At 66.9% G+C, this 23,952-nt stretch carries 26 protein-coding genes; 21 read left to right on the top strand and 5 right to left on the bottom strand.

Annotation, left to right across the window (positions count from 1 at the left end):
- From rnc to mutM, 3 genes are all read left to right on the top strand, one after another.
- The coding region (rnc, locus tag M3C25_RS07735; protein WP_259855642.1) for a ribonuclease III at positions 1-641 on the top strand (641 nt) is incomplete at its 5' end.
- Positions 642-693: 52 nt separating this feature from the next.
- Entirely contained in the window at positions 694-948 is a 255-nt protein-coding gene (locus M3C25_RS07730; RefSeq protein ID WP_102162559.1) for a hypothetical protein, read from the top strand.
- Positions 949-957: 9 nt separating this feature from the next.
- A complete protein-coding gene (gene mutM, locus M3C25_RS07725; RefSeq protein WP_102162560.1) occupies positions 958-1,866 on the top strand; it encodes a bifunctional DNA-formamidopyrimidine glycosylase/DNA-(apurinic or apyrimidinic site) lyase in 909 nt (302 codons plus the stop codon).
- Positions 1,867-1,938: 72 nt separating this feature from the next.
- Here the strand turns inward: mutM and M3C25_RS07720 are convergent, their stop codons facing one another.
- Together M3C25_RS07720 and M3C25_RS07715 are read right to left on the bottom strand one after the other, a co-directional pair.
- On the bottom strand, positions 1,939-2,193 hold the full coding sequence (locus tag M3C25_RS07720) for a Txe/YoeB family addiction module toxin (protein WP_170273404.1): 255 nt from the start codon (positions 2,191-2,193) through the stop codon (positions 1,939-1,941).
- Complete coding sequence (locus M3C25_RS07715; protein ID WP_102162562.1) at positions 2,194-2,463, bottom strand: type II toxin-antitoxin system Phd/YefM family antitoxin; 270 nt, start codon at positions 2,461-2,463, stop codon at positions 2,194-2,196. It lies immediately after the preceding gene.
- A 560-nt stretch (positions 2,464-3,023) separates the two neighbouring features.
- Between M3C25_RS07715 and M3C25_RS07710 the strand changes: the two genes are divergently transcribed.
- From M3C25_RS07710 to M3C25_RS07640, 15 genes are all read left to right on the top strand, one after another.
- Positions 3,024-3,869 (top strand): hypothetical protein, encoded by an 846-nt coding sequence (locus tag M3C25_RS07710; RefSeq protein WP_259796145.1) that lies wholly within the window; start codon positions 3,024-3,026, stop codon positions 3,867-3,869.
- A gap of 210 nt (positions 3,870-4,079) precedes the next feature.
- Positions 4,080-7,661, top strand: coding sequence for a chromosome segregation protein SMC (gene smc / locus M3C25_RS07705; protein ID WP_259796164.1), 3,582 nt, complete (start codon positions 4,080-4,082; stop codon positions 7,659-7,661).
- A gap of 169 nt (positions 7,662-7,830) precedes the next feature.
- Positions 7,831-8,205: a hypothetical protein gene (locus M3C25_RS07700; protein WP_225210457.1), complete on the top strand. Its 375-nt coding sequence runs from the start codon at positions 7,831-7,833 to the stop codon at positions 8,203-8,205.
- Between the two features lie 161 nt (positions 8,206-8,366).
- On the top strand, positions 8,367-9,509 hold the full coding sequence (gene ftsY / locus M3C25_RS07695) for a signal recognition particle-docking protein FtsY (protein ID WP_276544639.1): 1,143 nt from the start codon (positions 8,367-8,369) through the stop codon (positions 9,507-9,509).
- A 123-nt stretch (positions 9,510-9,632) separates the two neighbouring features.
- Entirely contained in the window at positions 9,633-11,252 is a 1,620-nt protein-coding gene (gene ffh / locus M3C25_RS07690) for a signal recognition particle protein (RefSeq protein WP_102162566.1), read from the top strand.
- A gap of 195 nt (positions 11,253-11,447) precedes the next feature.
- Complete coding sequence (rpsP, locus tag M3C25_RS07685; RefSeq protein ID WP_102162567.1) at positions 11,448-11,924, top strand: 30S ribosomal protein S16; 477 nt, start codon at positions 11,448-11,450, stop codon at positions 11,922-11,924.
- 2 nt (positions 11,925-11,926) lie between these two features.
- Positions 11,927-12,157, top strand: a complete 231-nt coding sequence (locus tag M3C25_RS07680; protein ID WP_102162568.1) for an RNA-binding protein — start codon at positions 11,927-11,929, stop codon at positions 12,155-12,157.
- 239 nt (positions 12,158-12,396) lie between these two features.
- The gene (locus M3C25_RS07675) at positions 12,397-13,683 is read left to right on the top strand and encodes an aromatic amino acid transport family protein (protein WP_259855640.1); all 1,287 of its coding nucleotides are present in this window, start codon (positions 12,397-12,399) and stop codon (positions 13,681-13,683) included.
- A 23-nt stretch (positions 13,684-13,706) separates the two neighbouring features.
- Complete coding sequence (rimM, locus tag M3C25_RS07670; protein ID WP_259855638.1) at positions 13,707-14,240, top strand: ribosome maturation factor RimM; 534 nt, start codon at positions 13,707-13,709, stop codon at positions 14,238-14,240.
- The gene (trmD, locus tag M3C25_RS07665) at positions 14,240-15,133 is read left to right on the top strand and encodes a tRNA (guanosine(37)-N1)-methyltransferase TrmD (RefSeq protein WP_259855636.1); all 894 of its coding nucleotides are present in this window, start codon (positions 14,240-14,242) and stop codon (positions 15,131-15,133) included. The genes rimM and trmD overlap by 1 nt, the downstream gene beginning before the upstream one ends.
- 202 nt (positions 15,134-15,335) lie before the next feature.
- A complete protein-coding gene (gene rplS / locus M3C25_RS07660; protein WP_175292871.1) occupies positions 15,336-15,677 on the top strand; it encodes a 50S ribosomal protein L19 in 342 nt (113 codons plus the stop codon).
- 20 nt (positions 15,678-15,697) lie between these two features.
- Positions 15,698-16,348 (top strand): signal peptidase I, encoded by a 651-nt coding sequence (gene lepB / locus M3C25_RS07655; RefSeq protein ID WP_259855634.1) that lies wholly within the window; start codon positions 15,698-15,700, stop codon positions 16,346-16,348.
- Between the two features lie 13 nt (positions 16,349-16,361).
- Positions 16,362-17,033, top strand: coding sequence for a signal peptidase I (gene lepB / locus M3C25_RS07650; protein WP_259855632.1), 672 nt, complete (start codon positions 16,362-16,364; stop codon positions 17,031-17,033).
- Positions 17,017-17,742 carry a ribonuclease HII gene (gene rnhB, locus M3C25_RS07645; protein ID WP_259855630.1) on the top strand — a complete coding sequence of 242 codons (726 nt, stop codon included), beginning with the start codon at positions 17,017-17,019 and terminating at the stop codon, positions 17,740-17,742. Before lepB (M3C25_RS07650) ends, rnhB begins: the two co-directional genes overlap by 17 nt.
- Before the next feature lie 85 nt (positions 17,743-17,827).
- On the top strand, positions 17,828-18,148 hold the full coding sequence (locus tag M3C25_RS07640) for a DUF2469 domain-containing protein (RefSeq protein ID WP_102162575.1): 321 nt from the start codon (positions 17,828-17,830) through the stop codon (positions 18,146-18,148).
- A 62-nt stretch (positions 18,149-18,210) separates the two neighbouring features.
- Here M3C25_RS07640 and M3C25_RS07635 read toward each other — a convergent pair whose 3' ends face one another.
- The 3 genes from M3C25_RS07635 to M3C25_RS07625 all read right to left on the bottom strand — a co-directional run bounded on the left by M3C25_RS07635 (position 18,211) and on the right by M3C25_RS07625 (position 20,502).
- Complete coding sequence (locus tag M3C25_RS07635) at positions 18,211-19,293, bottom strand: Glu/Leu/Phe/Val dehydrogenase dimerization domain-containing protein (RefSeq protein ID WP_259844756.1); 1,083 nt, start codon at positions 19,291-19,293, stop codon at positions 18,211-18,213.
- Positions 19,294-19,687: 394 nt separating this feature from the next.
- Entirely contained in the window at positions 19,688-20,038 is a 351-nt protein-coding gene (locus M3C25_RS07630; protein WP_170273416.1) for a hypothetical protein, read from the bottom strand.
- Between the two features lie 2 nt (positions 20,039-20,040).
- Positions 20,041-20,502 (bottom strand): prevent-host-death protein, encoded by a 462-nt coding sequence (locus M3C25_RS07625; protein WP_102162578.1) that lies wholly within the window; start codon positions 20,500-20,502, stop codon positions 20,041-20,043.
- A gap of 198 nt (positions 20,503-20,700) precedes the next feature.
- Between M3C25_RS07625 and M3C25_RS07620 the strand changes: the two genes are divergently transcribed.
- The 3 genes from M3C25_RS07620 to dprA are packed head-to-tail and all read left to right on the top strand — an operon-like array spanning position 20,701 to position 23,818.
- A complete protein-coding gene (locus M3C25_RS07620) occupies positions 20,701-21,051 on the top strand; it encodes a YraN family protein (RefSeq protein WP_102162579.1) in 351 nt (116 codons plus the stop codon).
- Positions 21,048-22,628 carry a YifB family Mg chelatase-like AAA ATPase gene (locus M3C25_RS07615; protein WP_259855629.1) on the top strand — a complete coding sequence of 527 codons (1,581 nt, stop codon included), beginning with the start codon at positions 21,048-21,050 and terminating at the stop codon, positions 22,626-22,628. Before M3C25_RS07620 ends, M3C25_RS07615 begins: the two co-directional genes overlap by 4 nt.
- Positions 22,625-23,818, top strand: coding sequence for a DNA-processing protein DprA (dprA, locus tag M3C25_RS07610; RefSeq protein WP_259855628.1), 1,194 nt, complete (start codon positions 22,625-22,627; stop codon positions 23,816-23,818). Before M3C25_RS07615 ends, dprA begins: the two co-directional genes overlap by 4 nt.
- The last annotated feature ends 134 nt before the right edge of the window (positions 23,819-23,952 follow it).

Genomic DNA, 23,952 nt, shown 5'->3' with positions numbered 1-23,952 from the left:
GTCTTGCCCTCACTCACCGCAGCTACGCGTTCGAGAACGGCGGCATCCCCACCAATGAGCGCCTGGAGTTCCTCGGTGACGCCGTCCTGCAGCTCGTCGCCACTGAGTCGCTGTTCCTCGACAACCCCGAGCTGCCCGAGGGCCGGCTGGCGAAGATGCGCGCCGCCGTCGTCAACACCCGTGCGCTGGCGCAGATCGCCCGGCGTCTGAAGATCGGCGGGTTCGTGCTGCTGGGCAAGGGCGAGGAGATGACAGGCGGGCGGACGAAGGACTCGATCCTCGCCGACACCGTCGAATCCCTCATCGGTGCCTGCTTCATCAGCCGCGGCCGCGCAGAGGCCTTCGCACTCGTCCACCGGCTCATCGACGACATGCTCGTCGACGCCGTCCGCCTCGGCGCCGGCATGGACTACAAGACGACCCTGCAGGAAGCCGCCGCCGACCTCGACCTCGGCGCCGTCGTCTACGAGGTCACCGGCCGCGGACCGGACCACGCACGCGTCTTCACCGCCGTCGCCCTGCTCGGCGGGACGGTATGGGGCACCGGCGAGGGCACCTCGAAGAAGGCCGCAGAAGCCGTCGCCGCCGAAGCCGCCGTCACCGCGATCCGCGCCGCCCACCCGGACTACAGCCGACACTGAGCCCCGCATCCTGGATCGATCGGCGCTGGTGAAGCCGGAGTACAATCCGCGTATGAGTTCCCTTCTTCCGCTCACTGGCGATCTCCTCATGCCAACCGCACACGACTTTGTGTGGTCGACGATGCTCCTCATCCCGAGCAGACTCGGCCTCGTCATCGCGAGCGTCGGATTCGTCGTCGCTTTCATGCTCGGTGACAGTGCGCCCAAGCGGCTGGTTCGGGGATCCTTCCTGCTCTTCACGTCGCCTGTCGGGCTCATCGTCGAGATGCCCCTGCACTGCAGCGGCCGCAGAACAGCGGCCGCCTGAGCGAGCTCCGTGCCTGAGCTTCCCGAAGTCGAATCCGTCCGCCGAGGCCTGGCCGATTGGCTGCCCGGCGCCCGCGTCGACGCAGTGCGCCTGCACGATCCGCGGATCCTCGGCACCACCTCCCAGCGCACCATCGCCCCAGCTGCCGCCGAGGCGTTCGCCACCGGCATCACCGGTGCCGGTTTCGGCGTGCCCGCCCGCCGCGGAAAGTTCCTGTGGGTGCCGCTGGCCGGAACCGGAGAGATGCCGGAGCGTGCACTGTCGGTCCATCTGGGTATGAGCGGACAGTTCCGCATCCACGAGCCCGGCGACCCGGTCCACCGGCACACGCGTGCAGACTTCACCTGCTTCTCACCTGATGGCCGAGAGTTCGCGCTCCGGTTCGTCGACCAGCGGATCTTCGGCCACCTCGGCATCGATGAGCTCACCGTGCCAGGCCGATGGAGGAGCCGCCTGCCGGTGCCCGCACAGATGGCGCACATCGCCCCAGATCCGCTGGAGGAGAGCACTGATCTCGATGCGATCGCGCGGGTGGTCAAGACGAAGCGCTCAGCGATCAAATCGGTGCTGCTCGACCAGCGCGTGCTCAGCGGCATCGGCAACATCTACGCCGACGAGGCGCTCCATCGTGCTGGAGTCCATCCGCTCGCTCACGCCGCCCGGCTGCGGATCTCCCGAGTGCGGGGCGTGCTGGAGTCCGCGCGCGAGGTGATGCTCGAAGCGCTCGAGCAGGGCGGGACGAGCTTCGACGCCCTGTATGTCAATGTCAATGGCGAATCCGGCTACTTCGACCGGTCGCTCGGCGTCTACGGCCGCACCGGGCAGCCGTGCCTGCGCTGCGGCACCCTCATCACCCGCCTCGTCGTCGGCGGCCGCGGCACACACATCTGCCTGCAGTGCCAGAAACCACAGCGCTGAGCCTGCACGTGAGGCCGGGCTCTGGCACGAGCGAGCCGCCCATGCCGAAGTCGAACTCTCCAGTGATCAAACTCAGTAGTGGTAGCGAGCCTGCAAGATCACCACGTCGTCACCGTCGACAAGATACACAAGCCTGTGCTCCTCAGTGATCCGACGCGACCAGGCCCCCTGAGCGCCGTACTTGAGCTGCTCCGGCTTGCCGATCCCGGCGAAGGGCTCGCGCAGGCAGGCATCGATGAGCGTATTGATTCGCTTGAGGACCTTCCGGTCAGCAGTCTGCCAGTACGTGTAGTCCTCCCAGGCGGACCTGTCCCAGACCAGGCGCACTCAGGCGCCCCTGTCCGCATCGTCGGTGCGGTCAAGTTCGTGCACCTCGGTCCTGCCCAAGGTGGCGCGCTCGTAGGAATCGAGCAGCCGACGGGCGTTTGCGGGCGAGCGGAACAGGTAGGCGGTCTCCTGCCATGCAGAGTACTCGTCGGCTGGCATGAGGACGGCGTTGCCCTTCCGGGAGACGATCTCCACGGCCTCCCGGTCATCATTGACGCGCTGGATGAGGGGGAAGAGGGTCTTGCGGGCTTCGCTAGCGCTGATGGACATGGGCCGCTTCCTTCCCTCGAATGAGTGGTACTGGTTAATGGTACCACGTAACAGAGGCTCTATAGAGCGTCAGTCCTCGCGCTCGCAGCGTTCGAGCAACCCACGCGGATCCGCGATCCTCCGAAGCTGTTGCGGCTGGTCAGGACCGGCGCGTCTGCTCAGAGGGCAGATTTTTACACAATGTCACCGCAGGCATGACACAGGCCCCGACCACAGAGAGGAGTTGAGGCGATGAACCTGAAGTCGCTGACGCTGCGCGGTTTCAAGTCCTCGAGCGGCTGGACTGCTGGCGTGATCGGTGCCGGCAAGGCGCATTGATCCCACTGAAGGGCAAGGCCTGCCCCGGGGATTCACCGAATACGGCTCGCGACCGCATATGATCAAAGATATGCACTCCACCCCTGATATGCTGCCGTGCGCGCCGCCACCTGCACCGTAAGTCACTTGTCGTCGGCTCCCTGCTCGTCGCGATCCTCATCTTCATCATTGCGCTCGCGGTTGCATTCGCAGGTTCCGATAGAGGTGCCGCGGCACTGTTCGTCCTCTCGCCGACCTGGGTTGTGTGGGTCGTCGGTCTCATCCTCTTGCTGGTGGGAGTCACCAGTGAAATGCGGGCCAGGCGCATCAATCGCGATGACTGGGCAACTGCGAACTCATTGGCCGCTCATGCCGAGCAGCTTCTGGCACGAGCAGCGACAGAAGCGTATTCGTCTGACGCAGTGATGCGGCTCGATACTCATCGTGTGCTGGAGGTCGAGCGCCACTTCGACGAGAAGACCGCTGGTGAAGCTCGGGGGACCCTCGCGCATCAATTCAGCATGTTCGGCCAGTCCTTCGGCCTGGGCTACGCCGCGAACAATCGGACGTCAGTTGCAGCCGGGGTGCATTCCGCTGCGATCAACGGCATGTCCGATGTCCACCTGAGGCTGTCTTCGACGACGCGCCACGATCTGATGGGTGACGCTCTCTTCGCGCTCTTCGAAGTCCACGATGCGTCCGGCCAGCCCGACACGCTGCGTGTGACAGCGCTGTCCAACGGCGCTGTCACGGAGTGGATCCACGCCCTCGTCCTGCAGACAGCCGAGCAGCTCGGGATGGACACCCATTCCGGGGTCACAGTGGAAGCCTATGCGTCGCGAATCGCAGACCACTTCGCCCCAGCTGACGTCTCGTACCTCTCCGACCGTCTCCGGCTCGCTATCGTCCAGATCGAACGTGGTGAGGAACCGCCGTCGATCTACGTTGAAGGTGTGCCGTCAGGGCGCGGTGCGATCGTGGCGACAAGTGCTCGCGTGGGCGAGGCGGATGCGCTTCGGATCTTTCCCACAGCGCTTCCCGCAATGTGGGGACACACCGTCGGCGGTGCTCTGGCCGCAGCGGTGCCGTCGAAGGAGATCAGCGCCTGACTCCCGCAGACAACAGCGTCTGCATCCCTCCACCGCGGAAGAGATCCCCGAGCGCCAGCCCTCAATCAGACTGGTGCGGTCCGCCCTTATTCAGACTGGTCAGATCCCCACTAGCAGGCTGAACGGTAGACTCTCGGGGAGAATCCCCGCCTGTCCCCACCGGCAGGGTGGACTTAGGGGCACAACGGACCGTCGAGAGGAGCTGAGGCGATGTACCTGAAGTCGCTGACGCTGCGCGGTTTCAAGTCCTTCGCCTCAGCCACCACGCTCGCCTTCGAACCCGGTATCACCTGTGTCGTCGGGCCCAACGGCTCGGGCAAGTCCAACGTCGTCGACGCGCTGGCCTGGGTGATGGGGGAGCAGGGGGCGAAGAATCTGCGCGGCGGGAAGATGGACGACGTCATCTTCGCCGGCACCTCCTCTCGGCAGGCCCTCGGACGCGCCGAGGTGTCACTGACGATCGACAACACCGACGGTGCGATTCCGATCGAGTACACCGAGGTGACGATCTCCCGGACGCTGTTCCGCACCGGCGGCAGCGAGTACGCCGTCAACGGCGCACCGGCCCGGCTGCTCGACATCCAGGAGCTGCTCAACGACTCCGGTCTGGGCAAGGAGATGCACGTCATCCTCGGGCAGGGCCGGCTCGACCAGATCCTGCACGCCGACCCACTCGAGCGCCGCGGCTTCATCGAAGAGGCCGCCGGCGTGCTCAAGCATCGCCGCCGCAAGGACAAGGCGCTGCGCAAGCTCACCGGACTGCAGACCAACCTCGACCGGGTCGCCGACCTGCGCGCCGAACTCGCCCGGCAGCTCGGCCCGCTCGGCCGGCAGGCCAAGGCAGCCAAACGCGCCGCCGTCGTGCAGGCGACCCTACGCGACACCGCCGCCCGGCTGCTCGCCGACGACATCGTCCAAGTCCAGGCCCGGCTGGAGACCATCACCGGGCCCGAGGACTCCCAGCAGCGCCGCGAACAGCTGCAGGCCGCGCTCACCGGCATCGACGAGCGGATCCGCGCAGTCGAGACACAGCTGCGCGACCACGACTCCGGCACCGAGGCGATCCGCACCCGGCTGCGCACCGCCGGCAACCGCGCCACCCGCGCCACCGCGCTGGCCCAGCGGGCAGGCGACCGGATCGGGTTCCTCGAACAGGCCCCGGTCGAACGCAGCGGCGGCGACAGCCCCGATGCGATCCGTGCCAGGGCTGCGAAGTTCGAAGAGGAACTCGAAACCGTGGCAGCCGATCACGAGCAGAAAGCCGCCGAACTCGCCGAGCTCACAACCCGGCGTGATGAAGCGGCGGGGAAGCTGAAGGAAGCCGAGCAGCAGCTCACCGTCCAGCGGCAGCGCATCGCCCAGCGGCTGCGGGAGCGCTCCAGTGTCGAATCCGCCCGCGATGTCGCGCGCAAAACCGTCGCTGATGCCCAGCGTCAGCTTGCAGGTCTCGACGAACAGGAATCGTCCCTGAGCAGCAGGCTGGACGAGGCGAAGAAGGCACTTGCGGCAGCCCAGCAGCAGGCCCAGGACACCGAATCCGGGGAGACCGCGCTCGACGAAGCCCACGAAGCGGCACTTGAGAAGCTCAACGCACTCCAGGAAGCGAAGTCGCAGTACGAAGCCGAACGCGACGAGATCCGCACCGACCTCGGTCAGGCCAAGGCCCGGGTCGAGGCGCTGCAGATGAGCACCCGGCTGGCCGCCGAGACCGCTGAGCTGCTCGACAGCGGACTGCCCGGCATCCAGAGTGCCGTCGGCGACCAGCTCCACATCACCCCCGGCTGCGAAACCGCGATCACCGCAGTCCTCGGCGAACTCGCAGGAGCTGTCGTCGTCGACGACATCGATGCCGCGCTCGCCGTGCTCACCCACGTCGGTGAGGACACCGACGTCGACCTCGTCGTCGCCGGAACGCCGAACGCTGCCACGGGCACGGCGGGTGCCTCGGCGACCTCCGCCTCGGGCGCGCATGCCCCCGACCTGAGCCGTGGGGTGCCGGCACTCGACCTCGTCTCGACCAGACATTCCGGACTGGCGGCCCTGCTGCAGGCCAGCCTCGGCGATGTCATCGTCGTCGACTCCGCTGACACCGCCGCCGCGCGAGCCCGCGAGGCCGGCGGGAAGACCTTCGTCACCCCGGCCGGTGAGGTGTTCTCACCCTTCCGGGTGGCGCGGGCGAGCTCCGGGGAGGGCGCGCGCATCGCCTCGCGGCAGGCGCTGGCCGAAACCGCCGAGAAGGTCGAGGCGCTCGAACAGGCGCTGGCTGCCGTCGAGAAGCGCCTGGCTGATGCCGAACCCGGCATCAGTGCGGCACAGACCGCAGTCGATGAGGCACTGGAGAAGCTGTATGCCTCCGATGCGCAGATCGTGGCCGTCGGGCAGGAAGTCTCGCGGGCGGCAGAGGAAGTCCAGCGCCTGGAGAAGACGCTGGCCGGCACCGAGGAGACCCGCAGCAGGCTGGCCGACGACATCGCGACAGCCGAAGCCGAACTCGAACGCGCCGAAACCGCGCTCAAAGCCAACACCGACCACGTCGAAGAGGAACCGGACACGAGCGAACGCGACGCCCTCGCCGCACGCGTCGCAGGGCTTGGCGATGAGGTGATGGAAGCCCGCATCGCCGAACGCGGACTCAGCGACCGCGTCGGATTCCTCACCGACCGGGTCCGCGGCCTCGAACGGGCCGCCAAGCAGGAAGAGGACGCCCGCGCCCAAGCCGCCCGGGCCGCAGCACGGCGGCGCGCCCAGGCAGAATCCGCCCGCGTCATCGAACGGCTCGCCGAAGCGCTGGCGACCCGGCTCAAGGATATCGAAGCCCGCGCCGAGGCCGAACTGGCCGAATCGAAGACCCGGCACGAACAGCTCGACGAGGAGCTGCGGCGGCTGCGCGAGTCCCGCGCGAGCCAGGCCGATGAGCTCACCGCCGTCACCGATGCCGAACACCAAGCCCAGCTGGCACGCGAGCGGTTCGTGCTCACCCTTGATGAGCTCACCCGCCGGGCGCGTGAGGACATCGGCCTGTCCCCGGAGAACCTCGTCGACCAGTTCGGCCCGCACATGCCGGTGCCGAGCCTCGACGGGCAGGGCAGCACCGAGGATGAAGACGACGAGACCTCGGCCGGGGAGGTGCCCTACGTCCGCGCCGATGTCGAGAAAGCCCATGCCGCTGCCGAGAAGGAGCTGAAGAAGATCGGCGCGGTCAACCCGCTGGCATTGGAGGAGTACGCCGCGCTCAACGAGCGTCACGACTACCTCGAAAAGCAGATCAACGACATCGAGGCGAGCCGGCGCGACCTGCTGGGGCTCGTCGACGACGTCGATGAGCACGTCCGCACCGTCTTCGCCGAGGCGTTCGCTGACACCCAGCGAGAGTTCGCCGACATCTTCTCCCGGCTCTTCCCGGGCGGTGAGGGCCGGCTCGAACTCACCGAACCCGATGACATGCTCGCCACCGGCGTCGACGTCTACGCCCGGCCAGCGGGCAAGAAGGTCAAGCGGCTCTCGCTGCTCTCCGGTGGTGAGCGCTCCCTGGTGGCGATCGCCATGCTCGTGGCGATCTTCAAGGCCCGCCCGAGCCCGTTCTACGTCATGGACGAAGTTGAAGCCGCCCTCGACGACCTCAACCTCTCACGCCTGCTCACGGTGTTCCAGGAGCTGCAGGAGTCCTCCCAGCTCATCGTCATCACCCACCAGAAGCGCACGATGGAGATCGCCGACGCCCTCTACGGCGTCACCATGCACGGCGACGGAGTCTCAAAGGTAATCTCTCAGCGAATTCACCGCACCGAATAACCCGGCCCGTCAAGCGATGAGCAGGCGGGGATATACACTGAAAAGGACGAATGCTCATCGCCGAGGTGCTGGGCGTTCACGAGTACACGGACACCGGTAGAAGAAGGAGCTCCCCGCCCATGCCCGCAGGTCAGCCCATTTCGGAGACGCCATGGGCATAGGCGGCGGCATGGCAGTCCTCATCGGCATGGGAGCCACGGTGCTCATCGGCCTCGTCATCGTGCTCGTCGTCGCCCTGCCGGGCCTGCAGTCCGAAGGCCGGATCAAGAGCGACCGCACCCAGCGCTTCCGGCTGCCGAGCGAGTGGACCGGATACGACGATGACGCCTACGGGTTCTTCGGCCACGACGAGGAGACCTCGCACCTGGCCACCCGCGAACAGGCCGCCGTCACCGCAATGCGCGAGCACTCCTATGTGCTGCGCCCCCAGCCGCGCCGCCACTGCACCCCGCCGCTGCTGACCTTCCGGCCGCGCACCCGGCACTGGAAGGTGCCCGAGACCGGATCGGGCTTCCGCACCGCCATCACCCTGCTGTTCGGATAGGCCCAGCTGGCAGCTTGCCAGCCGCACACGCACATGGCACTGTGCACAGTGAAGCGCCCCACCCGGGCACCTGAGATCATGACCTTCCCCGTGACTGACCGCCGGCCAACGCCGTCGCACATGGCCGGCCCGCCTACTGTTTGGAGTTGAACGTGGACCTCCTGACCGGAGACTCACTGCTGTGGATCGTGCTCATCGGCGCCGCCGTGCTCATCATCGGCGGAGTCTTCCTCTTCGTTCCGAAGCGCCGCAAGCCCGCCCCGCCGGAAAGCGAGCTGCCGGACCTGACCGAGGAGCCGGGCCTCGAACCCGGTGAAGAGCCCGAGGCGCCGGTCGCGGTTGAGACACCGACCGAACCCACGACACGGCTGGCCAAGCTGCGCAACCGGCTGTCGAAGTCGAACTCCACGCTCGGCCGCGGCCTGCTCGCCCTGCTCTCACGCGACACGCTTGATGAGGCGACGTGGGAGGAGATCGAGGACACCCTCATCATGGCTGACCTCGGCGTCGACACCACCACCGAACTCGTCGACCGGCTGCGCGAACGCGTCCGCGTGCTTGGCACCCGCGAACCGGAGACCGTCCGGGAACTGCTGCGCGAAGAGCTCATCAACGTCGTCGACCCGACCATGGACCGTCGCCTCAATGTCGAACGCGAGAACTCCGGCACGCCTGGCGGCGACCCGGCCGTCGTGCTAGTCGTCGGCGTCAACGGTGCCGGCAAGACGACGACGGTCGGCAAGATCGCCCGTGTGCTCGTCGCCGAGGGCCGCAGCGTGCGTCTCGGCGCAGCCGATACCTTTCGTGCTGCGGCTGCCGAGCAGCTGACCACCTGGGGTGAGCGCGTCGGTGTTGAGACGATCAGGGGAGAAGAGGGTGCCGATCCCGCCTCGGTCGCCTACGCCGCAGTCGAACAGGGCAAGGTCGACGGCACTGACGTCGTGCTCATCGACACCGCCGGGCGCCTGCAGAACAAGCGCGACCTCATGGACGAGCTCGGCAAGGTCAAGCGTGTGGCTTCCCGCCCGTTGAGCGAAGAGGGCCACGACATCGACGAGGTGCTCCTCGTCCTCGACGCGACCACCGGGCAGAACGGCATGCAGCAGGCCAAGGTGTTCTCCGAAGCCGTCCACATCACCGGCATCGTGCTCACCAAGCTCGACGGCACCGCTAAGGGCGGCATCGTCGTCGCCGTCCAGCGCGCTCTCGGCGTGCCGGTCAAGCTCATCGGCCTCGGTGAGGGCGCTGACGACCTCGCGCCCTTCGACGCGGCAGGATTCGTCGACGCCCTGCTGGCCGAATAACAGCTCCGGGAGCCGGCGCCTTCACGGTGTGACGACCGGAACGCTGGCCATGCGGTGACCGGTTGCCGTGCGTTATCCTGAGATGTTGACAAGTATTGACTCTGACGAAAGCTGAAGACCTTCGTGTTCAATTCACTCTCCGATCGTCTGACATCGACCTTCAAGAACCTGCGCGGCAAGGGCCGCCTGTCCGAAGCAGATGTCGATGCCACGATCCGGGAAATCCGGCGCGCGCTGCTTGACGCCGACGTCGCGCTGCCGGTCGTGCGCACCTTCACCGGCAATGTGCGCGAACGCGCGCTGTCATCCGAGGTCTCAGCAGCACTGAACCCCGGCCAGCAGGTCGTCAAGATCGTCAACGACGAACTCGTCTCCATCCTCGGCGGACAGACTCGCCGCCTGCAGTTCGCCAAGCGCCCGCCGACGGTCATCATGCTCGCTGGCCTTCAGGGTGCCGGTAAGACCACCCTGGCTGGAAAGCTCGCCCACTGGCTCAAGTCCGAAGGCCACCGGCCGATGCTCGTCGCTGCTGACCTGCAGCGGCCCAACGCCGTCAACCAGCTGCAGATCGTCGGTGAGCGCGCCGGCGCCTACACCTACGCGCCCGAACCCGGCAACGGCGTCGGCGACCCCGTCAAGGTTGCCACCGATGCCATCGGAGTGGCCAAGTCGAAGCTGCACGACGTCGTCATCGTCGACACCGCCGGCCGACTGGGCATCGACGAAGTCCTCATGCAGCAGGCCGCCGACATCCGTGCGGCCGTCAACCCCGACGAGGTCCTCTTCGTCATCGACGCGATGATCGGCCAGGACGCCGTGCAGACCGCCGAGGCGTTCCTCGAAGGCGTCGACTTCACCGGTGTCGTGCTCTCCAAGCTCGACGGCGACTCCCGCGGTGGTGCCGCGCTCTCCGTCGCCCAGGTGACCGGCAAGCCCATCATGTTCGCCTCCACCGGCGAGGGCATGAAGGACTTCGAACAGTTCCACCCCGACCGGATGGCCGACCGCATCCTCGACATGGGTGACATCCTCACCCTCATCGAGCAGGCCGAGAAGACCTTCGACCAGGAGCAGACGCAGAAGCTGGCGAAGAAGGTCCAGGCCGGCGAGGACTTCGACCTCAACGACTTCCTTACGCAGATGGCTGCGGTGAAGAAGATGGGCTCGCTGAAGAAGATGATCGGCATGATGCCGGGCATGAGCCAGTACAAGGAGCAGCTCGAGGCCTTCGATGAGCGCGAGGTCGACCGGGTCGAGGCGATCGTGAAGTCGATGACCCCGCAGGAGCGCACCAACCCCAAGATCCTCAACGGCTCCCGCCGCGCCCGCATCGCCAAGGGCTCGGGCACCACCGTCACCCAGGTCAACCAGCTCATGGAGCGCTTCGCGGCAGCCCAGAAGATGATGCGCCAGATGGGCAAGGGCGGCGGCATGCCCGGCATGGGCGGTCAGCCCGGTGGCGCCCCCGGCATGGGAGGCATGCCCGGTATGGGCGGTCTGCCCGGAGCACCCGGCGGTCGCGGTCCCAGCCGCAAGAAGAAGGGCAAGAAGGGCAAGGCCGCCGGCAAGTCCGGCAACCCGGCCAAGCGCGCTGAGCAGGAGAAGCTCGCACAGCTCAAGCGCGAGGGCAAGGAGCCGACCCCGACCGGCTCGGCCTTCGGCAACCTCGGCCTGGACAAGGACGAGGACATCGATCTCTCGAAGCTGCCCAAGGGTTTCGGCGGGATCTTCGGCAAGGACTGACACACCCGCCGGCCTGCCGGTTGACTCCGGTTGGCGCGGCGTGCGCATTTCTGGCAGAATATTCGCTTGTACTCGACTGTGCTCGGACCCTCTCAACCGCAGCGCAGTCCGGTCCACGCGCGCGTCAGCTGAGTCCATCCCCACGGATGCGGTGACGCTTGCAGCACCTAACATGCAAAAGGAGACACCACTACAGTGGCAGTCAAGATTCGACTCACCCGCATGGGCAAGATCCGTGCACCCTTCTACCGTGTTGTCGTTGCCGACTCCCGCACCCGCCGTGACGGCCGTGCGATCGAGGAGATCGGCATCTACCACCCGACCCGTGAGCCCTCGGTCGTCGAGATCGACTCCGAGCGCGCACAGTACTGGCTGTCCGTCGGCGCCCAGCCGACCGACCAGGTCAAGGCACTGCTGAAGCTCACCGGCGACTGGGCGAAGTTCACCGGCGAAGGCAGCACCGAGAGCTCGGTCAAGCCGCAGCAGGAGAAGGAGGGCTTCACCGCCCCCGCCGCCGACTCGGTCGTCAAGGAGACCAAGAAGGACGACGAGGCCGAGCAGGCTGAGGAGAAGTCCGACGAGGCCGCCGAGGCACCTGCCGAGGACAAGGCTGACGAGACCGCTGGGGCCCCGGCTGAGGAATCGGCCGAGGCTGGAAGCGAAGAGAGCTGATCATGCTCTCCCAGGCTCTCGACCACCTCGTGCGCGGCATCGTCGACAACCCCGATGATGTCTCGGTGCGTTCGCGCGGATCACAGCGCGGCACCACGCTCGAAGTCCGCGTCCACCCCGACGATCTCGGCCGCGTCATCGGCCGCTCGGGTCGCACCGCCAAGGCGCTGCGCACCGTCATGAGCGCCCTCGCCGGCCGCGAACAGGTGCGCGTCGACCTCATCGAGGCCTAAGCGCAGCCGCAGACAGCTGAGAAGCCCCGGCACCACCCCAAGTGGGAGGTGCCGGGGCTTTCGCATCCGCTCCCGAGGCGGTGGCTGGGACCCGCAGGCAGGCCTGGCTGACGGCGGTGCTACAGTGCTGGTCAGCGCCGCGCACACGCGGCCGATGAGACAGCCGTGAACGAGCACGACTGACACCTGAACCAGGTGCGGTGCGTGCTCGTTCTCATTCACAAAGGACAACCCCGACGATGAGACAGCGCGACACCGCCGGCACTGCTGCCGTATCCACTGCCGAACCCGCGACCACCACCGCCGCGACCACCACCTCGGGTGCGGAGGGCAGCCTCAAGCGGGTCTCGATCACGTTCTGGCAGGGCGTGGCGATGATCTTCGGCACGAACATCGGCGCCGGCATCCTCAGCCTGCCCTACGGCGTGCGCGAAGGCGGATTCACCGCCCTCGTCATCGCCCTTGTCCTCTCTGGATTCCTCACCACCTGCTCGATGCTCTACGTCGCCGAGGTCGCCTTGCGCACCCGCAAGCCCATGCAGCTGGCCGGCCTCGCCCGCCGCTACATCGGCCAGGCCGGGTCCTGGCTCGTCTTCGCAGGCGTGCTCGTCAACGGCTACGGAGCGATGATCGCCTACTCGACCGGCTCCGGGGAGATCCTGTCGAACCTGCTCGGCATCTCACCGACGCTTGGCAGCCTCATCTTCCTCATCCCCGGCATCACCGTCATCTGGTTCGGCCTGCACGCCACTGGCCGGTCCGAGCAGCTCATCACCACCACGATGCTCATCATCTGCCTGAGCCTCGTCGCCTGGACGCTGTTCGGCCCCGGCATCGACATCGCCAACCTGACGTACTTCAAGCCCTACTTCATCATCCCGATCGTCAACCTCACCGTCTTCGCCTTCCTCGCCCAGTACATCGTGCCCGAACTCGCCCGCGGCCTGGCCGAGCACAACCCGCGCATGCTCCCGCGCGCCATCGTCACCGGCATGGTCGCCACCGGCACGCTGCTCGCCCTCATCCCGCTCTCAGCGCTCGGGCTCATGGGCCACGACGGACTCACCCCGGTCGTCACCCTCGGCTGGGGCCAGCAGCTCGGACCTGTTGCCTACTACCTGGCCAACATCTTCGCCGCGCTGGCGATGCTCACCTCGTTCTGGGCGCTCGGCCTGACCCTGCACACGAACATCCTCGACCGTTTCAACCTGCAGGAGAGCAACTACCGGCACCGCGCGATCTCGATCGCCGCAGCCTGTCTGGTCCCGTTCGCCATCGGTCTCATCGGGCTGGCCGGGTTCGTCTCCGCTCTCGGCTACGCAGGCGCCTTCGCCGGTGCGGTCATGGCGGTCGTTCCAGTCCTCATGCTCACCCGCGCCCGGCGCACCGGTGACGTCGAACCGGCCTGGCAGGCCGGCTGGGTCGCTCACCCGGTCATCCGCATCGCCATGATCACCGTGTTCACCGGCGCGTTCATCTACTCGCTGCTGACGATCATCGGCCTCGTGCCCAACGGCTGGACGTGAGCGCCTGCGATACCGTTGGAGTCATGAGCACAGTAGTCGCCCGCCTGGGCAAACCGCACGGCATCCGCGGTGAGATGACCGTCGAAGTCCGCACCGACGAACCCGATGAGCGCTTCGTTCCCGAGGCGGTGTTCGGCACCGAACCCGACATCGGCCCGCTGACGCTCACCCGCGCCCGCTGGCACCGCGACCGGCTGCTGCTCAGCTTCGCGGAGGTGCCTGACCGGAACCGGGCCGAGGAGATCCGCAACACCCTCATTACCGTCGATGCCGAGGACACCGATGACGACGATGAGGACGCCTGGTACATCGACGACCTCATCGGCGCCGACGCCCTCATCGGCGAACACCTCGTCGGGAAGGTCTCCGGGGTCAGCCCCGGCGCGGCACAGGACCTGCTGCACATCACACCCTCCGCCCAACAGGTCGAGCGCAGCGACTCCGATGAGGAGATCCTCGTGCCCTTCGTCGCCGAGATCGTCCCGGACGTCGACATCGACGCCGGACGCATCGTGCTCACCCCGCCCGCCGGCCTCATCCCGGGATTCGACGACTGATGCGCATCGACGTCATCTCGATCTTCCCCGACTACCTCGCCCCGCTTGAACTCTCCCTGACCGGCAAGGCGATGGCCGCAGGCCTCCTCGACGTCGGCATCCACGACCTGCGCGCCTGGACCACCGACCGGCACCGCACCGTCGACGACACCCCCTACGGCGGGGGTGCGGGTATGGTCATGAAGCCCGAACCATGGGCCCAGGCACTCAGCCACGTCGCCGGGCTGGCCGACCTCGCAGAGCGGGCCGACCTCACAGAGCGGGCCGACCTGGCAGGGCGGGCCGACCTGGCAGGGTCGAGCGATGGCACCCAGGCGCCCACCGCCTTGGGCACGGATGCCGCCGAGGCGGGGGAGAAGCCGGTGCTCATCGTCCCCTCACCGGCCGGTGCCCCCTTCACCCAGGCTGACGCCCGCCGGCTGGCAGTTCGGTCGCATCTCGTGTTCGCCTGTGGGCGCTATGAGGGCATCGACCAGCGGGTTATCGACTGGGCAGGAGACGACTTCGACGTCGAACTCGTCTCGATCGGCGACTACGTGCTCAACGGCGGCGAGGTCGCCGCACTCGTCATCATCGAAGCCGTCGCCCGCCTCATCCCCGGATTCATGGGCAACCCCGAGTCGCTGATCGAGGAGAGCTACGAGGACGGCCTCCTCGAATACCCCGTCTACACCAAACCCGCCGACTGGCGCGGACATCCGGTGCCCGACGTGCTGCTCTCAGGCAACCACGCCGCGATCGCGCGGTGGCGGCGCGACCAGCGGCTCATCCGCACCCAGCGGACCCGCCCCGACCTGCTCGCCGGCCTCCCCGACGCGGCCCTCGACGCCCGCGACCGCCAGGTGCTCACCGAGGCCGCACGCGAAGTTGAGCCCGGCGGACCCGGCGGCTAAGATAGAGCATTGCGTTTGTTGGCACCGATCTGCCCCGGGGGAGCAGGTGCCAGCGCCCACCGTTAGCCCATGAGGATCATGCCAGCAGGTGAGCGCAGCAGAGGAACAGCAGTTCCGGCAGACGAACTCATCTCGTCACCGGCCGTGCGCCGGGCTGATCGAAGCTGTGCCGACCCGAGGCGAGCACACAGGAGAACACATCATGCAGAAGCTTGACATTGTCGACAAGAAGTCGATGAAGACGGACCTCCCCGAGTTCCGCGCAGGCGACACCGTTGACGTCGCCGTCCGCGTCATCGAGGGCAGCCGCTCGCGTATCCAGATGTTCAAGGGTGTCGTCATCCGCCGTCAGGGTGCCGGCATCTCGGAGACCTTCACCGTGCGCAAGATCAGCTTCGGCGTCGGCGTTGAGCGCACCTTCCCGCTCCACTCGCCGACCGTCGAGCGCATCGACGTCGTCTCCCGCGGCATCGTGCGCCGCGCGAAGCTGTACTACCTGCGCAACCTGCGCGGCAAGGCAGCGCGCATCCGCGAGAAGCGCTGATCACTCGCCACAGCGAGACCATGACACCGACGAAGGGCGTGACTGCACAGTCGCGCCCTTCGCCGCGCCCGAGGCGGTGGCTGCGTGTCATCGCAATCCTCGCGATCGTCGCCGTGCTCACCGCCGCCGGCATTCGGGCACTGGGCGTCCAGTCGTTCTCGATCCCCTCGGAGTCGATGGAGCCGACATTCCGGCCCGGCAACCAGGTCACGGTGCTGCGCGCCGACGCGCTGACCGGCAGCATCGACACCGGTGATGTCGTCGTCATCGACGGCCGCGGCTCCTTCCTGCCGACCAGCCCGCCGAACGCCGCCCAGCAGGTCGGCTCCTGGTTCGGAGCCGGACCCGGCGACGTGTTCTTCATCAAACGCGTCATCGCCGGACCCGGCGACACCCTCGAATGCTGCTCGGATGACGGCAGGCTCATCCGCAATGGCGAAGAGCTCGATGAGCCCTACCTTGCCTCTCCGCCGAGTGCCGACCACCCGGCCTCGGCCACCCCGTTCGCCGTCGAAGTGCCAGCCGACCGACTGTGGCTCATGGGCGACAACCGGGACAACTCGACAGACTCCCGCGCGCTGCTCGGCAGCCCCGGCGGCGGGATGATCCCCACCCGGCGGGTCATCGGCGTCGTCATCGGCCACGGCTCCTCGGCTGACCGGGGCAAGTAGGTAGACTGCCTGCGTGGCCCGAAAAAAGACAGAGAAGAAGAGCTGGCGTTCCTTCCTCGTGGAGGTCGCTGTCATCCTCGTCATCGCCCTGGTCGTCTCGACGGCTGTGAAGACGTGGGTGGTGCGCTCCTTCTACATCCCCTCCAGCTCGATGGAGCCGACCCTGCTCGTCAACGACCGGGTGCTGGCCAACCAGCTGCCGGGCAACACCGTTGACCGCGGGGACATCGTCGTCTTCACCGATCCCGGCGGGTGGCTCTCACCCGGGCTCGTCGCCGACTACAAGCCCAACCCGATCCTCGAGTTCATCGGCCTCGTCCCCTCCGATGCGGGCACCCAGCTCGTCAAACGCGCGATCGCCGTCGGCGGCGACCACGTCGAATGCTGCGATGCCGAAGGTCGCGTCTCCGTCAACGGCCAGCCGCTGGACGAGACCTACCTCGGGGAGGGCACCGAACCCTCGGAGATCGAGTTCTCCGAAGACGTCCCGGCCGGCCACTACTGGATGATGGGCGACAACCGCAGCAACTCTCTGGACTCCCGCTACAACGGCGACGCACCCGGCGGCGCTTTCGTCCCCGAGGACAAGGTCGTGGGCACTGTGTTCGTGCGCAACTGGCCGCTGGACCGGATCGGCCGGCTGAAGAACCCGGAGGCGGTCTACGCCGATGTCCCGCAGCCCTGACGCCGCCACCCTCGAACGCACCACCCGCACGGGCAGCACGGCTGCCGGTCTGCGCGACCTGAGCGTCGAACATGAGCTTGCCGCTGCCGGTGTCGAGACGATCATCGGCATGGATGAGGTCGGCCGCGGCTGCGTGGCCGGGCCGATCGGCGTCGGTGCCGTTCACTACCGGCTGGTTGACCTGCTCGCAGGCGACATCCCCGCGGGCATCCACGACTCCAAGCAGCTGAACATCACCGCCCGGCAGACGATCGCCCAGACTGTCACCGCCTGGCAGCAGCACACCGCCGTCGCCTACGCGTCTCCTGCTGAGATCGATGCCCTCGGCGTCACACTGGCCCTGTGCCTGGCCGGCCGGCGCGCCCTGGCCGCACTGCCGCCGGCCAGCCTCGTGCTGCTCGACGGCAGCCATGACTGGCTGTCCTCCCCGCTCACCCTCGACTGTTTCGACACCTTCGGACCCGCCGCCGAGGTCGAGGTCCCGGACGTGCGCACGATCATCAAGGGCGACGGCACCCGCGTGACGATCGCTGCCGCCAGCGTGCTGGCCAAGGTCGCCCGCGATGAGCTCATGCACGCCTTGGCCACCGAATACCCCGGCTACGCCTGGGACTCCAACGTCGGCTACCTCACCCAGGCCCACCGTGCCGGAGTCGCCGCCCACGGGATGAGCCCGCACCACCGGCGCAGCTTCCGCATCGACGTCTGAACACTAGCCGGGCAGAGGCTCACTGTCCAGCCACTGCCGCCGGTTGAAGATTCTGCAACCGCGGTCGGTGGCATAGGATGACGCCATGAGCGCCGAGGACCTGGAAAACTACGAAGCCGACTTAGAACTGCAGCTGTACCGCGAGTACCGCGACGTCGTCGGACTGTTCTCATATGTCGTCGACACCAACCAGCGGTTCTACCTGGCCAATTCGGTCGATCTCAAGGCCCACCACGAGGGCTCGGACGTCTACTTCGAAGTCACCCTCAAAGACGCCTGGGTGTGGGACACCTACCGCACCGCCCGCTTCGTCAAGCACGTGTCGATCCTGACCTTCAAGGACGTCAACATCGAAGAGATCGCCAAGAACGAGGACTTCGATCCGCCGCAGTCGCTGCGCCCGTGAAAGACGAAGAGCTGTGACCACACGTCGTTGTGCGGCCACAGCTCTGCGCTGCCGCCTGTGGATCAGCGAGCGTCGGCGATGCGCTGACCGGCCATCTCCTCAGCGACCTCGGCAGCCGGACGGCCCTCCGCCTCGGCCTGATCGAGGACCTGCGTGACCCGATCGAACAGCGAGAGCACGCTGGCACGCGAACCCTCCAGCGACGGCTCGGAGTAGATCATCGTCGCAGCGGCCATGACACCGCCGGCGTTGGCGAGGAAGTCAGGCACGTAGGCGATGCCGCGCTCACGCAGCTGCTGGCCGTGGGCCGGGGTGGCGAGCTGGTTGTTGGCGATGCCGCTGATGAGGCGGGCCTTGATGTCGCCGATCGTCTCATCGTTGATGATGCCGCCGAGAGCACAGGGTGCGAACACGTCGACATCCTGGGCATGGATCTCATCGGCGGGAACAGCGGTGGCGCCGAATGCCTCAACGGTGGAGTCGACAGCCGGCTGATAGACGTCGGAGACGACGAGCTCGGCACCGGCCTCATGCAGCATCCGGCACAGTTCGCGGCCCGTCCCGCCGAGCCCCTGCACAGCCACGCGCAGACCGGAGAGGTCCACCCGGTCAGCGGGATCCGAGGAGTCGGCCTTGGCGCGTTCCTTCCACACATGTGCGACACCGGCCTGCAGCGAGGTGAACGCGCCGAGGGCGGTGAACTGGGAGGTGCTGACACCTGCGGGGAACTGGCTGGCGCGGGCGAAGATGTAATCGCAGTTCTCGGCCAGCACGTCGGCATCCTCGGGGCCGACACCGACGTCGATGGCGGTCCAGTAGCGGCCGCCGAGTGTCTGCACGTGCTTGGAGAAGGCGCGCAGCACCTCTGCCTTGTCGGGGCGGTGCGGATCGGCGATGATGACGCACTTGCCGCCGCCCAGCGGCAGGCCGGCGATCGAGTTCTTGTACGTCATGCCGCGCGAAAGGCGCAGCACGTCGGTGAGCGCATCGGCTTCGGACTCGTACGGATACATGCGGCAGCCTCCGGCAGCCGGTCCGAGAGTGGTGTCGTGCACGGCGATGATGGCGCGCAGGTCGAGGTCGCGGTCATGGCAGAAGATGACCTGCTCGTGGTGATCGAACTCAGGGTGCGAGAAGAGGTCCACGGTGACTCCTTCGGTCTCAGGTGTGAGCAGCAGGCGCGGGATGTGCGCCCGTGCAAAAACCGCACGCGGTTCGCGCGAGCGGCCTTTGACCTCACCGTACATCGGTTCTGCCGGACAGAGGTAGCTGGGCGGGATGGTCCGGTGGCTGTACTACTTCTACTCTGGCTGTCCTTCTCGTCGCGCCTGTGCACGTGGGTGTTTGATGAGCCTTGACCCCGGGATTTCGGGCGCGGATCTTTTCCAGGACGTGTCGACAATTCGCGCAGTTCGGGAGTTAAAAACTCGAGGCTGGGTGATCCAGCGCAGATGATGGCGTGGGCACACGAAAAGCGGATTGGCCGAAAATGCAGATTCTGGCAATATTCGGCTGGGCGCGGCGACTGGCAGCGAGCGGTTATTTCGTCTCGTTCGGGTGGCTTGTGTGAACCTGCTCGAGGAATACAGTCTTGTCGACGACGAAGTACCAGATCCGAGCAGTGCCTTTCGCGGTCGGTTTGTGCTGCCAACGTTCGTGCGTGGTTCCGCCTCGGGAAAGATGTCCGAGCTGGCCCTTGAGCCGATAGTTGGTTGGAGTGGTGGTCAAAGGCGCCCGGGTGAGGAAATCCCAGGTATCGGCCATCGGATTGCGGATGGTTGCGACGAGGTCGCGCCAGCCCTTCTGTGCTTCGGCGGTAGCGAATCTGATTTCATACTCGACCTTCTTCGGAGGCCGAGGAACCAACTTGCCCTTCTTGCTGCCTGACACGGTCAGGGGCGCTCCACGACGTCGTCACCCTCGTCGAGCCATTCGAGTTCGGCACTCCCGAGTCCGGCGGCCATTGCCGTGGCTGTCTCCTTCCACGACGTCAGCTCAGCGATCGCCAGGTGCGGTTGATCAGTCGAGAAGGACGCTCGTGCGGCGTCGACGAGATTGTGAGCGCAGGACTCGCGGTCCTCAGGAGAGAGAGCGTGCATCCACGGGAACGACCTCGTCATGCGTTCGGGGAGAGTGCCGGATTCGTCGAGGGCGACGGTCAGCAACCGAGCAGCGAAGTCAAGCAGGTGAGTGCGGGCGTCTGCCTCGCGCTGCGACATGAGTACGAGCGCTTCGCCGTCTCGGCGCGTCACCGTGACGGGGTGATCTTCAGCCTCGGCGAAGACCTCGGCGGAGTGCTTACTCAGATCCGACGAGCGCCGAGTGTAGGCAGGGAGGGCGGAAGCAGCGGTCATAGATCCATCATATTCGGAACGTGTTCGGAAGTCTAGGGTTTATTGCTGCGGCTGTCTTCCCTCCGATGCTGACCTCGCGACTGGCTGGGTGTGGACCGGCACGGAGGCGTGAGCCCGGTCGGGTGTGCACGATCGGTGTCCGTCCACACCGGTAGGGCAGGCGTTCTCACCAGCCGCATGCGCTGGTGAGGTGGAGCCATGAAAGCACAGACACTCGGCCGCACCGGTGAGGACTACGCCACCCGCTACCTCGAATGCCTCGGTTGGACGATCCTGCACCGCAACTGGCGCTGCTCCAATGGCGAGATCGACATCATCGCCCGCGACGGTGACACGCTCGTCTTCGTCGAGGTCAAAACCCGTATCGCGTCCTGGGCAGGGCACCCGCTGGAGGCGATCACCCCGATCAAGCTCAGAAACCTGCGGACCCTCGGTCTGCGGTTCCTGGCCGAGTGCGATGAGTGGTATCCGCAGTTCAGGTTCGATGCCATCGGCATTCTGTGGAGCGCCCGCCAACCGGACCTCCAACACGTCCGGGATGTGCGATGAGTGCGGTGGAAGAGGAGCAGAACGTCCGCGTCGTCGGCGGTGTGCGCAACCGTCTCGGCCGGGCCCAGGCAGTCGCGCTGTGGGGGACCAGCGGCACACCGATCAGCATTGAGACGAGCATGAACCAGGGCATTCCCGGCATCGACATCATCGGCCTGCCTGACGCCTCGGTCAGCGAGTCGCGCAAACGGGTCCGCGCGGCCCTGTCGAATCTGGGGATCTCGCTCAGCGCTGCGAAGGTGACGGTCAACCTGCAGCCGGGTGCGGTGAAGAAGGTCGGCACATCCTTCGACCTCGGCATTGCGGTGACGATCCTCGCCTGCGAGGAGCTCATTCCGGAGCACTCAGCAGATGGGGTCGTGCACTGCGGTGAGCTCGGTCTCGACGGGCGCATTCTGCCTGTGCGCGGGGTGCTGCCGACGATCCTCGCCGGTCTGGAGGCGGGCTTCACTCGCTTCGTCGTTCCCTACGGCAATCGTGCCGAAGCAGCTCTTGTCCCGCAGGCTGAGGTCGTTGCCGCCGGGCATCTGGCCGATGTCGTCCAGGCTCACGGTGGTCGTGCGGCACCATCCAACACCGAACCAGTGCCCGCGGCTCCCAGCAGTCGCGAGAACGTCATCGAACCCACCGATCTCGCCGACGTCCACGGTCAGCATGACGCCCGGCGCGCACTCGAACTGGCGGCCGCCGGTGGCCACCACTTGCTCATGAGCGGTGCTCCCGGCGCCGGCAAGTCGATGCTCGCCGCCTGTCTCAGCGGCATCGTGCCGCCGTTGAACCGCGATGAGCGCATAGAAGTGCTGGCCATGCAGTCACTGGCCGGCTGCGTCGAAGCCGATGAACTCGATGCTGTTGCTCCACCGTTCGAAGCGCCTCATCACCGGACGACAGCCACGGCGATGGTCGGTGGCTCCCGGCCGGGAGCGATCGGAGTGTTCTCACGCGCTCACCGCGGGGTGCTGTTCCTCGATGAGGCTCCGGAATTCAACCGCGACGTGCTCGAAGCGCTGCGTCAGCCGCTGGAGAGCGGCTACTGCGATATCCACCGCGCCTGGGGGTCGGTGGTGCTGCCGGCGAAATTCCAACTCGTGCTGGCGGCCAACCCGTGTCCCTGCGGAGTCGCCGGCAGCGCCACCCAGACGTGTTCGTGCACCCCGCACGTGCGCCGCCGCTACCGGCAGAAGCTCTCCGGCCCGCTGCTCGACCGCGTCGACATCCAGCTCGACGTCCTGCCCGTCACCGCAGCCGACCTGCGCCGGGACACCCCAGCCGAATCATCCTCCGTCGTCGCCGAGCGGGTGGCGGCAGCACGGGAGCGCCAGACCCACCGCTATGCCGATATGCCGTGGAACACGAACGCCCGCGCACCGGGTGCGTATCTGCGAGAAGCGTTCTCCTTCAGATCCAGTGAGACTCACGTCCTCGACCAGGCACTCGAACGCGGTCTGCTGTCGATGCGCGGGTACGACCGCGTGCTGCGGATCGCAGCGACCATCGCCGACCTCGCCGGCCGAACCCGCCCCGATGGCGACGATGTGCTCGCCGCGGCACTCCTGCGCATGCGGGAGGCACAATGACCACCGACACTCAGCGACTGGCCTGCGTCGACCTGCTGCGCCTAGCCGAACCAGGCGATGAGATCCTCAAAGCCGGCGTTCTCGCCCTTGGTGCCGAGCGGATGCTCGCGCTCATCCGCTCCCGGCAGTCCGAGGCCGTTCCGCAGCTGCATGAGGCATGCGAAGCCGTCGGTCTGCAGGTCCCGGGAGACAAGCTGTCGACGGTTCACGAGCGGTGGCGGATGCGCCTGCCCAGCCTCAATGCCGTCCAAGAGCAGCGGATCATGGCCCGGCTCGGAGCCCGCCTCATCCATCCGGAAGATGATGAGTGGCCGACACAGCTGACTGAGCTCGGCATCCACGAGCCCCTCGCGCTGTGGGTGCGCGGACCTGGGAACCTGCAGGAGCTGCTCACCGGTTCGATCGCACTCGTCGGAGCACGTGCCTCAACGCACTACGGTGAGCATGTCGCCGGCAGCATCGCCTACGAACTGGCCATGCGAGGACACACCATCGTCTCCGGCGGCGCCTACGGCATCGACGCAGCCTCCCACCAGGCGGCGCTCGCCGCCGCCGAGACACCCGAGGTTGGGACGGTCGCCTTCATGGCCGGGGGAGTGGATCGCTATTATCCGCGCGGCAACGCCGACATGCTCACCCGCATCGGCACTCGGTATGCCGTCGTGTCCGAAACGGCAGCCGGACAGACGGCTATGAGGCACCGGTTCCTCCTGCGCAATCGCCTGATTGCCGCCGCTGCCCAGGCCACCATCGTGGTGGAAGCCGGTTGGCGGTCCGGTGCACTGAATACTGCCAACCGGGCAGCTGAATTGCTGCGCACGGTCGGGGCGGTGCCCGGGCCAATCACCAGCCAGGCATCCGCCGGCTGCCACCGTCTCATCCGCGAGGGCCAGGCTGTGTGCGTTACGTCAGCCGATGACATCGCCGAACTCGTCGAACCGATCGACGCCACCCGCAGCGAGACCGACCGTCAGCCAGCGCTGCGGATCACCGACGACATGACCGCAGAACAGAGCAGAACCTACAACGTGCTGCCGACCTCTCGCGGGATCGAAGCGGCGACAGCGGCCGTGCGCTCTGGTCTCGATGCTCACACGGTGATGGCCGCACTTGCCGCTCTAGAACTGGCCGGCCATGTGGAGCGCGAAGCCCACGGTTGGGTGAAGAAACGCGCCGCCGTCCCCCGGTGAGAGACCGTATGACGAGGCTCGAATCCAATTGCACCGGCCAGCAGTCTGACCGCAGGTCGGTTATTCGCACAATATGTCGCTCATACGACGTCATCCGTCATCTGGGCCGCCACTCCACGCTGGAACCTCGTGGC

It is taken from the genome of Brevibacterium luteolum (genome assembly GCF_025147615.1).
In the GTDB taxonomy this organism is placed as follows: Bacteria; Actinomycetota; Actinomycetes; order Actinomycetales; family Brevibacteriaceae; genus Brevibacterium; species Brevibacterium luteolum.
Note: the sequence above shows the minus strand (reverse complement) of the source record. Positions and strands in the feature narration are given on the sequence as shown.